The sequence below is a fragment of the Streptomyces sp. Tu 2975 genome (assembly GCF_009832925.1).
GTDB lineage: Bacteria > Actinomycetota > Actinomycetes > Streptomycetales > Streptomycetaceae > Streptomyces.
In genome coordinates this window covers 2,201,677-2,217,405 of record NZ_CP047140.1, presented here as the reverse complement: position 1 = coordinate 2,217,405, position 15,729 = coordinate 2,201,677, and the positions used below count along the sequence as shown (strand labels likewise).

The following is a 15,729-nucleotide window of genomic DNA, read 5'->3' as shown; positions in this document are numbered from 1 at the left end:
CCGTCCGACGACGTGGCGGCACAGATCTAGGGCCTCTCGTTCGGATGATGCCGGGCTCGCGGGGTCTGGCACGCACTCCCCCGTAGCCCTCCGGGCATGGGAGGTGCCCCCACGCCGCGTTGTCGTCGGTCGGCATGGCTCCTCCCCCGTAGCCCTCCGGGCACGGGGGCACCCCCAGCCTCCCTCCTCCGCCTTGCGATCACACGCACCAGACCCCGCCCCCTGATCCGGCACGATCCAAACGGAAGACCTAGCTCGCCGGCCCCGCCAGCACCGCCACCGGCGACGCGAGAGGCGTGCCGGAGCCGTCGCGCCGCGGGTCGATCTCCGGCAGCTCCGCGGGCTCGCCGTTCTTCTTGGCCGCTCTGGCCGGCGCCGCGCCCGCCCAGGCCAGGACCAGCACGTCCTCGCCCTTCAGGAAACGCTGGCAGCGCACGCCGCCAGTGGCCCGCCCCTTGCGGGGGTACTGGTCGAACGGAGTCAGCTTCGCCGTCGCGATCGAGTCGTCCAGCGTCCCGTGCGAACCCGCGACGGTGAACACCACCGCCTCGCCCGCCGGATCCACCGCCGTGAACGAGATGACCTCGGCGCCTTCGGCGAGTTTGATGCCGGTCATGCCGCCCGCCGGGCGGCCCTGAGGCCGCACCTGGGAGGCCGGATAGCGCAGCAGCTGGGCGTCGGAGGTGATGAAGACCAGGTCCTCCTCGCCGGTGTGGAGCTCGGCGCCGCCGACGATCCGGTCGCCCTCCTTGAGGGTGATGACCTCCAGCTCCTCCTTGTTGGCGGGGTAATCGGGCACCACACGCTTGACCACGCCCTGGAGCGTGCCGAGCGCGAGACCCGGCGACGACTCGTCGAGCGTGGTCAGACAGACGAGGGTCTCGTCGGCCTCCAGCGAGAGGAACTCGGCGACCGGAGCGCCTCCGGCGAGGTTCGGCGTGGTGGCCGTGTCCGGCAGCTGGGGCAGATCGATCACCGACAGACGCAGCAGCCGTCCGGCGGACGTCACGGCGCCCACCTCGCCGCGCTGCGTCGTGAGCACGGCGGAGAGGATCACGTCGTGCTTGGAGCGCCGGCTGCGGCCGTCGACCAGCGGCTCCCCCGTGGCCGTGCGGGCCAGCAGTCCGGTGGAGGAGAGCAGCACCCGGCACGGGTCGTCCGCCACCTGGAGCGAGGCCGCCGGCGCCGGCGTGCCCGCGGACTCCAGCAGCACCGTGCGACGCGGGGTGCCGAACTTCTTCGCCACGGCGGCCAGTTCGGAGGAGACGAGCTTGCGCAGCTCGGCGTCCGACTCGAGGATGCCGGTCAGCTCGTCGATCTCGCCGTTCAGCCGGTCGCGCTCGCTCTCGAGCTCGATGCGGTCGAACTTGGTGAGCCGGCGCAGCGGGGTGTCGAGGATGTACTGCGTCTGGATCTCGCTCAGCGAGAAGTGCTCGATCAACCGCTCCTTGGCCTGGGCCGAGTTCTCGCTGGAGCGGATGAGCCGGATGACCTCGTCGATGTCGAGGAGGGCGACGAGCAGGCCCTCGACCAGGTGGAGCCGGTCCCGGCGCTTGGTCCGCCGGAACTCGCTGCGCCGGCGGACGACGTCGAAGCGGTGGTCGAGGTAGACCTCGAGCAGTTCCTTCAGCCCGAGCGTGAGCGGCTGGCCGTCGACCAGGGCCACGTTGTTGATGCCGAAGGACTCCTCCATCGGCGTCAGCTTGTAGAGCTGCTCCAGGACGGCCTCGGGGATGAAGCCGTTCTTGATCTCGATGACCAGGCGCAGGCCGTGCTGCCGGTCGGTGAGGTCCTTGACGTCGGCGATGCCCTGGAGCTTCTTCGACCCGACCAGATCCTTGATCTTCGCGATGACCTTCTCCGGGCCGACCGCGAAGGGCAGTTCCGTGACAACCAGGCCCTTGCGGCGGGCGGTGACGTTCTCCACGGAGACCGTGGCACGGATCTTGAACGTGCCGCGGCCGGACTCGTACGCGTCCCTGATGCCGGTCAGACCGACGATGCGGCCACCCGTCGGCAGGTCGGGGCCCGGCACGTGGCGCATCAGCGTCTCGAGGTCCGCGCCCGGGTGCCTGATGAGGTGGCGCGCCGCCGCGATGACCTCGCCCAGGTTGTGCGGGGGCATGTTGGTCGCCATGCCGACCGCGATGCCGGACGCGCCGTTCACCAGGAGGTTCGGGTAGGCGGCGGGCAGGGCGACAGGCTCGCGTTCCTGGCCGTCGTAGTTGGACTGGAAGTCGACCGTGTCCTCGTCGATCGACTCCGTCATCAGGCTGGTGGCGTCGGCCATCCGGCACTCGGTGTACCGCATGGCGGCCGGCGGGTCGTCGTTGCCCAGGGAGCCGAAGTTGCCGTGGCCGTCGACCAGCGGCAGGCGCATCGAGAACGGCTGCGCCATGCGCACGAGGGCGTCGTAGATCGAGGCGTCGCCGTGCGGGTGCAGTTTGCCCATGACTTCGCCGACGACGCGCGCGCACTTCACATAGCCGCGGTCGGGGCGCAGGCCCATCTCGTTCATCTGGTAGACGATGCGGCGGTGCACCGGCTTCATGCCGTCGCGTGCGTCCGGAAGGGCCCGGGAGTAGATCACCGAGTACGCGTACTCGAGGAAGGAGCCCTGCATTTCGTCCACCACGTCGATGTCGAGGATGCGCTCCTCGAAGTCGTCCGGCGGTGGGGTCTTCGTGCTGCGGCGGGCCATCGCGGCTGCTGCTCCTTCACGTACCAGGTGGGCATCTGACGCCGACCATTGTGGACCGTCCCGCTGACAACACCGACCGCGACCCATGTTCGACCCCGCCCCGCGGGTGGAACGGCGCAGATCGCGGCCCGGGAACTTCGCCAGGTGTCAGCACGCTTGCATACAGTGGCAGGTCTGGCAGCACCTCCAAGTTTTCGCGATCGAAGGGACGTACATGCCCATGGGTCACACGGCCACAGCGCCGGCCGGTTCCGGCGGCCTGACAGCGACCGAGCACCGCCTGGCCAACGGCCTGCGCGTGGTGCTCTCCGAGGACCACCTGACCCCGGTCGCCGCGGTCTGCCTCTGGTACGACGTCGGTTCCCGCCACGAAGTCAAGGGCCGTACGGGACTCGCCCACCTCTTCGAGCACTTGATGTTCCAGGGCTCGGCACAGGTGAAGGGGAACGGCCACTTCGAGCTCGTCCAGGGGGCCGGCGGCTCGCTGAACGGCACCACCAGCTTCGAGCGGACCAACTACTTCGAGACGATGCCGACGCACCAGCTGGAGCTCGCGCTCTGGCTCGAGGCCGACCGCATGGGCTCGCTGCTGTCGGCCCTCGACGACGAGTCGATGGAGAACCAGCGCGACGTCGTCAAGAACGAACGCCGCCAGCGGTACGACAACGTGCCTTACGGCACGGCCTTCGAGAGGCTGACCGCCCTCGCCTACCCGGAGGGCCACCCCTACCACCACACCCCGATCGGTTCGATGGCCGACCTGGACGCGGCGACCCTCGAGGACGCCCGCGCCTTCTTCCGTACCTACTACGCTCCCAACAACGCCGTGCTGTCGGTCGTCGGCGACATCGATCCGCAGCAGACGCTGGCGTGGATCGAGAAGTACTTCGGGTCCATCCCCTCCCACAGCGGCAAGCAGCCGCCGCGTGACGGCACCCTCCCGGAGAACATCGGCGCGCAGCTGCGTGAGGAGATCGTCGAGGAGGTCCCCGCCCGCGCCCTGATGGCCGCGTACCGCCTCCCGCACGACGGCACCCGCGAGTGCGACGCCGCCGACCTGGCGCTGACCGTCCTCGGCGGCGGCGAGTCGTCCCGGCTGCACAACCGCCTGGTGCGCCGCGACCGGACGGCCGTCGCGGCCGGGTTCGGCCTGCTGCGGCTGGCGGGCGCCCCGTCGATGGGCTGGCTTGACGTGAAGACGTCCGGCGGTGTCGACGTGCCGCAGATCGAGGCGGCCGTCGACGAGGAACTGGCCCGGTTCGCGGCCGAGGGCCCGACGCCGGGCGAGATGGAGCGCGCCCAGGCCCAGCTGGAGCGCGAGTGGCTGGACCGCCTGGGCACGGTCGCGGGCCGCGCCGACGAACTCTGCCGCTACGCCGTGCTGTTCGGCGATCCGCAGCTGGCGCTCACCGCCGTCCAGCGGGTGCTCGACGTCACCGCGGAGGAGGTGCAGGCGGTCGCCAAGGCCCGGCTGCACCCGGAGAACAGGGCGGTGCTGGTCTACGAACCGGTCGCCGAAGAAGAGACCGAAGCGGCCGACGGACACGAGCAGGAGGGGACGGACCAGTGAGCGATGCTGCCGTGACCATGGACTTCCACCCGCAGCCGACCCCGGGCACCGCCCGGCCCTGGGCCTTCCCGGCCCCCGACCGCGGCACGCTGGACAACGGACTGACGGTGCTGCGCTGCCACCGTCCCGGCCAGCAGGTGATGGCCGTCGAGATCTCGCTCGACGCCCCGCTGGACGCCGAGCCGGAGGGCCTCGACGGTGTCGCCACGATCATGGCGCGCGCCCTGTCGGAGGGCACCGACAAGCACTCCGCGGAGGAGTTCGCCGCAGAACTGGAGCGTTGCGGCGCCACCTTGGACGCGCACGCCGACCACCCCGGTGTCCGGGTCTCCCTCGAGGTGCCGGTCTCCCGGCTGCACAAGGCGCTCGGACTGCTCTCCGAGGCGCTGATCGCACCCGCCTTCGAGGCCGGCGAGGTCGAGCGGCTGGTCCGCAACCGCCTCGACGAGATCCCGCACGAGACGGCGAACCCGGGCCGCCGGGCCGCCAAGCAGCTCTCCAAGGAGCTCTTCCCGGCCTCGCTGCGCGTCTCCCGGCCACGCCAGGGGACGGAGGAGACGGTCGCGCGTATCGACGCGGCCGCCGTACGCGCCTTCTACGAGGCGCATGTACGGCCCGCCACCGCCACCGCGGTGATCGTCGGCGATCTCACGGACATCGACCTGGACGCCGTCCTCGGCGACACGCTGGGGGCGTGGACGGGCGACAAGGCGGACCCGCGTCCGGTGCCCGCGATCACGGCCGACGACACCGGCCGCGTGGTCATCGTCGACCGCCCCGGTGCCGTGCAGACGCAGTTGCTCATCGGCCGCGTCGGCGGAGACCGCCACGACCGTGTCTGGCCCGCACAGGTGCTCGGCACGTACTGCCTCGGCGGCACGCTGACCTCACGCCTCGACCGGGTGCTGCGCGAGGAGAAGGGCTACACCTACGGTGTGCGCGCCTTCGGGCAGGTGCTGCGCTCCGCCCCGGACGGCTCCGGCGCCTCGATGCTCGCCATCAGCGGCTCCGTGGACACGCCCAACACCGGTCCGGCACTCGAGGACCTGTGGAAGGTGCTCCGTACGCTCGCCGCCGAGGGACTCACGGACGCCGAGCGGGACGTCGCCGTGCAGAACCTGGTGGGGGTGGCCCCCCTGAAGTACGAGACGGCGGCGTCCGTCGCGGCCACGCTGGCCGACCAGGTCGAGCAGCACCTCCCGGACGACTACCAGGCACAGATGTACGTCCGGCTGGCCGAGACGGGCACGGTGGAGGCGACCGCGGCGGTCGTCAACGCCTTCCCGGTCGACCGGCTGGTGACGGTGCTCGTCGGCGACGCGTCGCAGATCGAGGAGCCGGTGAAGGCGCTCGGCATCGGTGAAGTGAGGGTTGTCACGGGCTGAGCGGGAGCCGCCCGCGGAAGACGACTCAGCAGAACGCGCATTGCGCGCGAACAGGACCCCGGCTTCGAATCGTTTGCCGGGGTTCTGTTCTATGTCCGATTTGCAGGGTTGGGTGCGTGTCTGCCCTGTGGCATGCGCTACAAAACGGGCTGTCTGTTTGGCGATTGACGAATGGGTTGCCTAGCGTCGGTCCGGCTGTCCGCCTGAAGATCGTCGCGCCCGCGGCATCGGGCAGCCATCGCCGAGTCCCCGTCAGGCGCGAGCCTGGGGAGCCGGGGACCCACGCAGTCCCTGGGGTGAATCGGCCCTCCTTCGCCCGTGCGGAGGGGGCCGTAGGAGACCTTCCTGCTCCGAACCCGTCAGCTAACCCGGTAGGCGAGAAGGAAGGAAAGGACCAGCCTCTTCATGGCGTTCACCCGTGCCACCGGGAAGCATCGTGCCCCGAGCCGCCTGACGCGCAGGAGCGCGAACCTGGCCGGCGTCGCCGCCCTCGCCACCACCGGCGTCATCGGAACCCTCGCCTCCCCGGCGCTCGCCGCCGACACCGAAGCCGCGTCCGTCGAGGACACCGGCCTCACCCAGATCGTCTCCATGGGGTCGCTCGCCGACGAGATAGCCGACCAGGCCGCCGCCCAGGAGAGGGAGGCCCGGGAGGCCGCCGCCAAGGCCGAGGCGCAGGCGAAGGCCGAGGCCCAGGCGAAGGCGGAAGCCAGACGCAAGGCCGAGGCGCGCGCCAAGGAGGCCCGCGAGGCCAAGGAGCGCGCCGCCCGTGAGGCGGAGCGCAAGCGGCTGAACTCCTTCCGGCTCCCGATCGCCGGTTCGTACGTGACCACCGGCTACAAGACCGGCGGCGCCCTGTGGTCCTCCGGCAGCCACTCCGGCGTCGACTTCCGTGCCGCCTCCGGCAGTTCCGTGGTCTCCGTCGGCTCCGGCACCGTCGTCGAGGCCGGCTGGGGCGGCGCGTACGGCAACAACGTCGTCATCCGGATGAACGACGGCACCTACACCCAGTACGGCCACCTGTCGTCCATCAGCGTCTCCGTCGGCCAGCAGGTCACCCCCGGGCGGCAGATCGGCCTGTCCGGCTCGACCGGCAACTCGACCGGCCCGCACCTGCACTTCGAGGCCCGGACCACCGCCGAGTACGGCTCCGACATCGACCCGGTCGCCTACCTGCGCTCGCACGGCGTCAACGTCTGACCCTCGGCGCGCCCCGCGCCCTGTCCGAAGGCCCCCGGCTCACGCCGGGGGTCTTCTGCGCATTCCATGGCGTTTCGGCCATTGAATGATTGCCTTCTCCGTCAAGAGACTTCCATGGTTTTCCCCCTGGCGTCGGAAATCCGCCTTCATTGCAATAGAGTCACGGGAACACGCGTCAATCGGCTGCGTTTCGCTCGGATCAATGCGGAGGTTCGGTCATGCGTATTCCCGCGCACTCGGTATGCACGGCGATCCGCGACGACATCGTCTCCGGGGTCCACGAGCGCGGCACCCGGCTCACGGAGGAGCAGCTGGCCCGCCGCTACGGGGTCTCCCGCGTCCCGGTGCGCGAGGCGCTGCGCACCCTGGAGTCGGAGGGCTTCGTCGTGACCCGCCGGCATGCCGGCGCCTGCGTGGCGGAGCCGACGGAGCAGGAGGCCGCGGACCTCCTGGAGATCCGCATGCTGCTGGAGCCGCTCGGCGCAGCGCGCGCCGCGCAGCGCCGCACGGAAGCGCATCTGCGGGTGCTGCGCGGCCTGGTGAGGCTGGGTCAGGAGCGGGCCCGCCGGGGACAGGGTGAGGATTTGCGCTCGCTCGGCTCCTGGTTCCACGAGACACTCGCCCAATCCTGCGACAGCCCCGGACTGACCGCGCTGCTGACCCAGTTGCGGCACAAGATCGCCTGGATGTACTCGGTGGAGCAGCCTCTCGCCCCGGTCGAGTCATGGGCGGAGCACGGTGCGATCGTCGATGCCGTGGCGCGCGGTGACGCGGAGCGTGCGCGCGCGCTGACGGCCGCGCACGCGGAGCGGGCCGCCGCCGCGCACCGGCTGCGCCGCACCGTGCGGGTGAGGACTTCGCAACATGCCGTAAACACCACGAGCGGCCGGAATTAACAGAAGGCGTATACAAAAGAAGGCGTGATGGGGTCGGCCTTTTCTCTGTCTTCTTTTTCCGCCAGGGCCCCGAGCATGAAATGCGGAATGCGGCCCTGAAATACAGAACCGCGGTGCTCCGGACCCGGAACACCGCGGCTCTTCTGTGCATGGCGACGGGCGACAGGGCCCGTCGGGCTCAGACGGTCTCGGGAAGCTCGTCGAGACCCTCGGCCACCAGCTTGGCCAGGCGGTCGAGCGCCGCCTCGGCGCCGTCCGCGTCGGAGGCGAGCACGATCTCCTCGCCGCCCTGGGCGCCCAGGCCGAGCACGGCGAGCATCGAGGCCGCGTTGACCGGCTTGCCGTCGGCCTTGGCGATCGTCACAGGGACGCCGGCAGCCGTCGCGGCACGGACGAAGATGGACGCGGGGCGGGCGTGAAGGCCCTCGGCCCAGCCGACATTGACGCGGCGCTCAGCCATGGTGTTGCCCTTCAAGTCTTAGCGGGTTGTCTAGACCAGTCTCTCATGTGTCCCGGCGTGCTCCCCGCCCCACCCTGCCGGGGGTGCGGACCGCCGTCGGCCCCCTCAGACTGCCCGCGCGCAACCGCCTCCGCGACCGGTGGCCCCGCGTAGGCTTTCCCCCATGCAGACCTCGCAGGAGCACGCCTACCCCGCTCACTGGGAAGCAGACGTGGTGCTGCGCGACGGCGGCACCGCCCGGATCAGGCCCATCACCCCCGAGGACGCCCACCGGCTGGTCAGCTTCTACGAACAGGTCTCGGACGAGTCGAAGTACTACCGCTTCTTCGCCCCCTACCCGCGGCTCTCCGACAAGGACGTCCACCGGTTCACGCACCACGACTACGTCGATCGGGTCGGACTCGCGGTCACGATCGGCGGCGAGTTCATCGCCACCGTCCGCTACGACCGGATCAACGAGCAGGGCCGGCCGGCGAGCGCCCCCGCGGACGAGGCGGAGGTCGCCTTCCTCGTCCAGGACGCGCACCAGGGGCGCGGCGTCGCGTCCGCGCTGCTCGAGCACATCGCGGCGGTGGCACGGGAGCGGGGCATCCGGCGCTTCGCCGCCGAGGTGCTGCCGGCCAACTCCAAGATGATCAAGGTCTTCCGCGACGCCGGATACACCCAGCGGCGCAGCTTCGAGGACGGATCCGTCCATCTGACCCTCGACCTCGAACCGACGGCGGAGTCCCTCGCGGTGCAGCGCGGACGCGAGCAGCGCGCGGAGGCACGCTCGGTCCAGCGGCTGCTCGCGCCAGGCTCCGTGGCCGTCGTCGGCGCGGGCCGGCTGCCCGGCGGTGTCGGACGCACCGCGCTGCGGAACCTCCTGGACGGCGGGTTCGCGGGCCGCGCGTACGCGGTCAACCGGGCGTTCCCGAGGGAACAGCGCGAGATCGACGGCGTGCCCGCCGTCCGGTCGGTCGGCGAGATCGGTGAGCCCGTCGATCTGGCGATCGTCGCCGTCCCGGCGGAGCGGGTGCCCGACGTCGTCGCGGACTGCGGCGAGCACGGAGTACAAGGGCTCCTGGTGCTGAGCGCCGGATACGCGGAGAGCGGCCGGGCAGGGCGGGAGCGTCAGCGCGAGCTGGTGCGGCAGGCCCGGTCGTACGGAATGCGGATCATCGGGCCCAACTCGTTCGGGATCATCAGCACCTCGGACGCCGTGCGGCTCAACGCCTCACTGGCCCCCGAGGCACCCGTGCCCGGGCGGATCGGCCTGTTCACCCAGTCCGGAGCGATCGGCATCGCGCTGCTGTCGGGACTCCACCGGCGCGGCGCGGGCCTGTCCTCGTTCATCTCCTCCGGCAACCGCGCGGACGTCTCGGGCAACGACTTTTTGCAGTACTGGCACGAGGACCCGGACACCGATGTCGTCCTGATGTACCTGGAGTCCATCGGGAACCCCCGCAAGTTCACCCGCCTCGCCCGCAGGACCGCCGCCGTCAAACCGGTCGTCGTGGTCAAGGGGGCCCGGCACAGCGGCAGCGTGCCGCCGGGCCACGCGGTGCCGTTCACCCGCATCCCGGACGCGACCGTCGGGGCGCTGCTGCGCCAGGCGGGAGTGATCCGCGTCGGCACGGTCACCGAGCTCGTGGACGCGGGCCTGATGCTGGCCGGGCAGCCGCTGCCCCGCGGGCCGCGGGTGGCGATCCTCGGCAACTCCGAGTCGCTCGGCCTGCTCACCTACGACGCCTGCCTGACGGAGGGCCTCCGTCCGCTCCCGCCCCGCGATCTCACGACGGCGGCCACCCCCTCGGACTTCCGCGCAGCCCTAGCGGAAGCGCTGGAGGACGACGGGTGCGACGCGGTGGTCGTCACGGCTATCCCCTGGGTCGGCGAGAACGGCGTCACGGAATCGGGCGACGGCGAGGTCCTCGCCACCGCCCTCCGCGACGCGTCGGCCACGGCCCCGGCCAAACCTGTCGCGGTCGTGCATGTGGAAATGGGCGCGCTGGCCGACGCCCTCGCGGCGGCCGCCAGCACGGCCCCGCCGTCCGACCCTCCCGGGCGGGCCGACACCGAAGAGCGCGACGGGGACCACGGGCCGACCGGCCCCGGCGCGGCGACCCTGAGCGAGGTGTCCCGTCCGGCCGTCGGCCGGCCCGGGGCCACCGCGCCCGCGGCGGCCCCCGGCGGCACGGAGGCCGCCGACGACAGCGGCCCGTCGTCGCCCGGCGCCGACACCCGCCGTATCCCCGCCTACCCCGCCGCCGAGCGGGCAGCGCGAGCCCTGGCCGAGGCCGTCAGGTACGCCCAGTGGCGACGGCAGGCCGCGGAGCCCGGCCGGGTCCCTGTGTACGACGACATCGACGAGGCCGGAGCCGCCGCGCACATCGAGCGGATGCTCGCGGCGGCGGACGACGACAGGGGATCCACCCTCGCCGCGGCCGACGCCCACGCGCTCCTCGCGCGCTACGGCATCCATGTGCGGCCGACACTGCCCGCGCCCGACCCCGGCGCCGCCGTGCGGGCCGCCGCGCGGCTCGGCTACCCGGTCGCGCTCAAGACCACCGCGCCCCACCTGCGCCACCGCGCCGATCTCGGCGGGGTACGCCTCGACCTGGCGGACGAGACACAGCTGCGCCAGGCGTACCGCGAGCTGACGGAGACGCTCGGCAGGCCCGCCGAGCTCCAGCCGGTGGTGCAGGCCATGGTGCCGCGCGGGGTGGACACCGTCGTGCGCGCCGCCATCGACCCCGCCGTCGGCGCCGTGCTCTCCTTCGGGCTGGCCGGTGTGGCCTCCGAGTTGCTCGGCGACACCGCCCACCGGCTCGTTCCCGCCACCGACCGCGACGCGGCCGACCTGATCCGCACCATCCGCGCGGCGCCGCTGCTGTTCGGCTGGCGCGGGTCCGCCCCGGTCGACACCGCGGCGCTCGAGGAACTGCTGCTGCGCGTGTCCCGACTGGTCGACGACCACCCGGAAGTGGTGGGCATCAGCCTCGAGCCCGTCGTCGTCGCCCAGCACGGCCTCACCGTGCTGGACGCGTCCGTACGGCTGGCGCCGCCGCCGCCCCGGAGCGATCTCGGACCCCGTCGGCTCCCCAGCTACTGAGCGCCCGGTGCCCCCGGGGCCCCGTAGGATGGACCGCATGGCGAAGACCGGTACGACGACCCAGGGGCTGCGCGCCGCGATCGAGCGCAGCGGCTACTACCCGGCACTCGTGGCCGAGGCGGTGGAAGCCGCCGTCGGCGGCGAGCCGATCGCGTCGTACCTGGTGCACCAGGAGACCACGTTCGACGCGAACGAGGTCCGCCGCCATGTCACCGTTCTCGTCCTGACGGCGAACCGGTTCATCGTCAGCCACACCGACGAGCAGGCCGCCGACTCCGGCTCCCCGACGCCGTACGCCACCACCTCCACCGAGTCGGTGAAGCTCGGCCGGATCTCGTCGGTCGTGGTCAGCCGGGTGGTCGCCAATCCGGAGTCGTACACCCCCGGCACCCTGCCCCGCGAGGTGGTCCTGACCATCGGCTGGGGCGCCGTCTCGCGCCTCGACCTGGAGCCCGCCGCCTGCGGCGACCCGAACTGCGACGCCGACCACGGCTACACCGGCAACTCCACCGCCGACGACCTCAGCCTGCGTGTCAGCGAGGCCGGCGATGGACCCGACACCGTCCGCCAGACCCTGGTCTTCGCCCAGGCGCTCTCCGAAGCCACGGCAGCCACGCGCTGATGGCCCAGCCCGCAGTGTGGCCGGACGACCCCGTCTCGCTCGATGTCTACGCGGCGCCCGCGCCCGAATACGGCAGCGGCTCGCTCGCCGACCTGCTCCCCACCCTCGCCGCAGGCCAGGGTGTACCGGGGCTCGAGCAGTCCATCGCCGAACTCACGCCCGCCGACCGGAACTGCGTCTTCCTGATCGACGGCCTCGGCTGGGAGCAGATCAAGGCCCACCCCGACGAAGCCCCGTTCCTGACCTCGCTCCTCGGCACGTCCCGCGGTGGTACCGGAGCGCCGATCACGGCCGGGTTCCCCGCGACCACCGCCACCTCGCTCGCCTCCGTCGGTACGGGCCTCCCGCCCGGCGCCCACGGCCTGCCCGGCTACACGGTGCGCAACCCCGAGACCGGCGAGCTGATGAACCAGCTCCGCTGGAGACCGTGGACCTCGCCCAAGGCCTGGCAGCCGTATCCAACCGTCTTCGAGCTGGCGGACAGGGCGGGGGTGCACACCGCCCAGGTGTCGTCGCCCGCGTTCGAGCAGACGCCGCTCACCAAGGTCGCGCTCAGCGGCGGCACGTTCCACGGCCGTCTGACCGGCGAGGAGCGTATGGACCTCGCCGCCGGGCAACTGGCCGCCGGTGACCGCTCGCTGGTCTACACGTACTACAGCGAGGTCGACGGCAAGGGGCACCGGTTCGGCATCGACTCCGACGCCTGGCGCGGACAACTGATGTACGCGGACCGGCTGGTGGAGCGGCTCGCCGACCAGCTGCCGCCCCGCGCCGCGCTGTACGTCACCGCCGACCACGGCATGATCGACATCCCCTTCGACGAGCAGTCCCGCATCGACTTCGACGAGGACTGGGAACTGCGGGCCGGTGTCGCCCTGCTCGGCGGCGAGGGCCGGGCACGCCATGTGTACGCCGTGCCCGGCGCGGAGAACGACGTCCTCGCAGTGTGGCGCGAGGTGCTGGGGAGCAGTTCTGGGTGGCGAGTCGCGACGAGGCCGTCGCCGCCGGCTGGTTCGGCCCGCAGATCGACGACAGGGTGTACGGGCGGATCGGCGACGTCGTCGCGGCCGCACACGACGACGTGGTGATCATCGCCTCCGTCAACGAGCCGAACGAGTCCGCCATGGTGGGCATGCACGGTTCCATGACCCCCGCGGAGCAGCTCGTCCCGCTCCTCGAAGTACGTTCCTGAAAGCCCCTCCACTCAGACCCGAAAGGTCTCATCTCCCTATGCCCGAGCTGGTGTTCTTCTCCGGAACGATGGACTGCGGAAAGAGCACCCTCGCTCTTCAGATCGAGCACAACCGGTCCGCGCGCGGGCTTCAGGGCATGATCTTCACGCGTGACGACCGGGCCGGCGAGGGCAAGCTCTCCTCCCGGCTCGGGCTGGTCACCGACGCGGTCGAGGCCGCCGAGGGCTTCGACTTCTACGCGTACCTCGTCGACCGCTTCTCCAAGGGCGGCCGCTGCGACTACGTGATCGCCGACGAGGCGCAGTTCCTGGCGCCCGAGCAGGTCGACCAGCTCGCCCGCGTCGTCGACGACCTGGAGCTGGACGTGTTCGCCTTCGGCATCACGACCGACTTCCGCTCCAAGCTCTTCCCCGGCTCCCAGCGGCTGGTCGAGCTCGCCGACCGGGTCGAGGTGCTCCAGGTCGAGGCGCTGTGCTGGTGCGGTGCGCGGGCCACGCACAACGCGCGGACCGTCGGCGGGGAGATGGTCGTCGAAGGCGCGCAGGTCGTCGTCGGGGACGTCAACCAGTCACCCGACGAGGTCGGTTACGAGGTCCTGTGCCGGCGTCACCACCGCCGGCGGATGACGGCCGCCTCTGCCCGCGCGGCCGCTCTCTCCCCGGACGTCCTGCCCGTCGAGACCGACACGGACGCCGGTGCTGGCGGCCGTGACGCCCGTGATGTCACAGGACGTCCGACCGTACGATCGTGAACACCGCGCCCTCGGGGTCGGAGACGGTCGCCGCCCGCCCGCGCGGGCCCGGTCCGGGCGCCTCGATCACATGTCCGCCCAGTTCCACCACCCGGTGCGCGGCCGCGTCGGTGTCCTCGACCTCGAAGTACGTCATCCAGTGCGGACCGCGCTCGCGCGGCAGGTCCTGGCCCAGCCCCTGCACCGTGGCGACGGGACGGCCGTCGAGGCGCAGCGTGAGCCGGTCGGGCCCGGAGCCGTCCTCCTTGGTCTCATGGCCGAAGACCGCCTGGTAGAACTTGCCGACCGACGACGTGTCCCTGGTCCGCAGCTCGTTCCAGACGGGCGTCCCGTGCGTGCCGTACACAGCGGTGCCGGTGTGTGCCGACGCCTGCCAGACGCCGAACACCGCGCCCGCCGGGTCGGACGCGATCACCAGCCGTCCCGCGTCGGCGGCGTCGAGCGGCCCGACGCCGATCGTGCCGCCGCAGCTGCGGATCGCCTCAGCGGTCACGTCGGCGTCGTCGCTCGCCAGATAGGCGGTCCAGGCGACCGGCAGATGGCGGTCGGCCGGCAGCCGGCCGATGCCGGCCACCTCCTTGCCGCCGAGCATCGCGCGGACGTAGGGCCCCAGCTGCGTGGGGCCGGGGGAGAACTCCCAGCCGAACAGCGCCGCGTAGAACTCCTGTGTCGCGTCAAGGCCGTGCACCATGAGGCTCACCCAGCAGGGCGTGCCCGGGGGCGCCGAGTCGCCTCGGTCATCGTCACTCTCTCCTCGGACCATCGTGGTGGCCGTACGGGGGGACCTGGCGCGTCCACGGTCGTGGGGAGGCTCTGCGAGACCGTTGCGCTCGAGCCGATGTTGTCATCACCAGGGGCCTGGTGCGCCCTGGCCGCGCCGGATATGGCGGGTTCCCGCCGGAGGTTGCCCGTTTTGGGATGGCTCATCCCCTTCGGGGGCGTTACGGTGCGCCAGGTCGGTGCGCGAGGATGGCCGTATGAATCCGATCATCTCCGCGACCGATCTCGCGGCCGAGCTCGCCGGCCCCACCCCGCCGGTCCTTCTCGATGTCCGCTACCGGCTGGGCGGGCCGCACGGTCGGCCCGAGTACGAGGCCGGGCACCTCCCGGGCGCCGTCTTCGTCGACCTCGACGCCGAACTGGCCGGACCGCCCGGAGCCGGCGGGCGTCATCCGCTGCCCGACGTCGAGGAGTTCGGCGCGGTGATGCGCCGGGCGGGCGTCGGTCCCGGCACCCCTGTCGTGGCCTACGACGCCGACAAGGGCTGGGGCGCGGCACGCGCCTGGTGGCTGCTGCGCTGGGCCGGGCACGACGACGTCCGGGTGCTGGACGGCGGCCTCGCGGCGTGGACAGGGCCGCTCGAGACGACGGTTCCCGTCCCGGAGGAGGGCGCCTTCGAGCCGAAGCCGGGTGCGCTGGCTCTGCTCGACGCCGACGACGCGGCGGAGACGGCCCGTGACGGGCTGCTGCTCGACGCGCGTGCGGGGGAGCGGTACCGCGGTGAGGTGGAGCCCATCGACCCGGTCGCCGGGCACATCCCGGGCGCGGTCTCCGCGCCGACCACGGAGAACCTGGACGATCAGGGCCGTTTCCGCCCTGCCGAGTGGCTGGCGGCGCGGTTCGTGGAGCTCGGTGCCCATGAGGACTCGGGGCCCGTCGGCGTCTACTGCGGGTCCGGCGTCTCGGCCGCCCAGCAGGTGCTGGCCCTGGAGATCGCCGGCTTCGATGCGGCCCTGTACGCGGGCTCGTGGTCCGAGTGGTCGAGCAATCCGGACCGTCCGGTCGCGACCGGCTCGCAGCCGGGCTGATCCGCACACACCACAAGGAGGCCGGTCCCGATGGGGCCGGCTCCCTTGT

10 protein-coding genes, 2 pseudogenes and 1 riboswitch are annotated in these 15,729 nt (G+C 71.9%); of the genes and pseudogenes, 9 read left to right on the top strand and 3 right to left on the bottom strand.

Annotation, left to right across the window (positions count from 1 at the left end; all coding sequences use genetic code 11):
• Window positions 1-250: 250 nt before the first annotated feature.
• Window positions 251-2,701: a DNA topoisomerase IV subunit A gene (locus tag GLX30_RS09700; RefSeq protein WP_159686089.1), complete on the bottom strand. Its 2,451-nt coding sequence runs from the start codon at window positions 2,699-2,701 to the stop codon at window positions 251-253.
• A 214-nt stretch (window positions 2,702-2,915) separates the two neighbouring features.
• Between GLX30_RS09700 and GLX30_RS09695 the strand changes: the two genes are divergently transcribed.
• From GLX30_RS09695 to GLX30_RS09680, 4 genes are all read left to right on the top strand, one after another.
• Entirely contained in the window at window positions 2,916-4,271 is a 1,356-nt protein-coding gene (locus tag GLX30_RS09695) for a pitrilysin family protein (RefSeq protein WP_159686086.1), read from the top strand.
• Window positions 4,268-5,656, top strand: a complete 1,389-nt coding sequence (locus GLX30_RS09690; RefSeq protein ID WP_167306804.1) for a pitrilysin family protein — start codon at window positions 4,268-4,270, stop codon at window positions 5,654-5,656. The genes GLX30_RS09695 and GLX30_RS09690 overlap by 4 nt, the downstream gene beginning before the upstream one ends.
• A 229-nt stretch (window positions 5,657-5,885) precedes the next feature.
• Window positions 5,886-6,048: riboswitch (cyclic di-AMP (ydaO/yuaA leader) on the top strand.
• 13 nt (window positions 6,049-6,061) lie between these two features.
• Entirely contained in the window at window positions 6,062-6,856 is a 795-nt protein-coding gene (locus GLX30_RS09685; RefSeq protein ID WP_159686083.1) for a M23 family metallopeptidase, read from the top strand.
• A gap of 218 nt (window positions 6,857-7,074) precedes the next feature.
• Window positions 7,075-7,752 (top strand): GntR family transcriptional regulator, encoded by a 678-nt coding sequence (locus GLX30_RS09680; RefSeq protein WP_159686080.1) that lies wholly within the window; start codon window positions 7,075-7,077, stop codon window positions 7,750-7,752.
• 178 nt (window positions 7,753-7,930) lie between these two features.
• On the opposite strand, the gene GLX30_RS09675 is transcribed toward GLX30_RS09680, so the two are convergent.
• A complete protein-coding gene (locus GLX30_RS09675; protein WP_159686077.1) occupies window positions 7,931-8,212 on the bottom strand; it encodes an HPr family phosphocarrier protein in 282 nt (93 codons plus the stop codon).
• A 163-nt stretch (window positions 8,213-8,375) separates the two neighbouring features.
• On the opposite strand from GLX30_RS09675, the gene GLX30_RS09670 reads away from it, so the two are divergent.
• The 4 genes and pseudogenes from GLX30_RS09670 (at window position 8,376) to GLX30_RS09655 (ending at window position 13,872) form a co-directional block, all read left to right on the top strand.
• Window positions 8,376-11,306: a bifunctional GNAT family N-acetyltransferase/acetate--CoA ligase family protein gene (locus GLX30_RS09670; RefSeq protein WP_159686074.1), complete on the top strand. Its 2,931-nt coding sequence runs from the start codon at window positions 8,376-8,378 to the stop codon at window positions 11,304-11,306.
• Between the two features lie 37 nt (window positions 11,307-11,343).
• On the top strand, window positions 11,344-11,928 hold the full coding sequence (locus GLX30_RS09665) for a DUF5998 family protein (RefSeq protein ID WP_159686071.1): 585 nt from the start codon (window positions 11,344-11,346) through the stop codon (window positions 11,926-11,928).
• Window positions 11,928-13,120 (top strand): annotated as a pseudogene (locus GLX30_RS09660) (nucleotide pyrophosphatase/phosphodiesterase family protein). Before GLX30_RS09665 ends, GLX30_RS09660 begins: the two are co-directional and overlap by 1 nt.
• A 38-nt stretch (window positions 13,121-13,158) precedes the next feature.
• Window positions 13,159-13,872: a thymidine kinase gene (locus GLX30_RS09655; protein WP_244258093.1), complete on the top strand. Its 714-nt coding sequence runs from the start codon at window positions 13,159-13,161 to the stop codon at window positions 13,870-13,872.
• On the opposite strand, the pseudogene GLX30_RS09650 reads toward GLX30_RS09655, so the two are convergent.
• Window positions 13,844-14,613 (bottom strand): annotated as a pseudogene (locus tag GLX30_RS09650) (VOC family protein). The gene GLX30_RS09655 and the pseudogene GLX30_RS09650 sit on opposite strands and share 29 nt — an antisense overlap.
• A 236-nt stretch (window positions 14,614-14,849) precedes the next feature.
• Between GLX30_RS09650 and GLX30_RS09645 the strand changes: the two are divergent.
• Complete coding sequence (locus GLX30_RS09645) at window positions 14,850-15,680, top strand: sulfurtransferase (protein ID WP_159686065.1); 831 nt, start codon at window positions 14,850-14,852, stop codon at window positions 15,678-15,680.
• The last annotated feature ends 49 nt before the right edge of the window (window positions 15,681-15,729 follow it).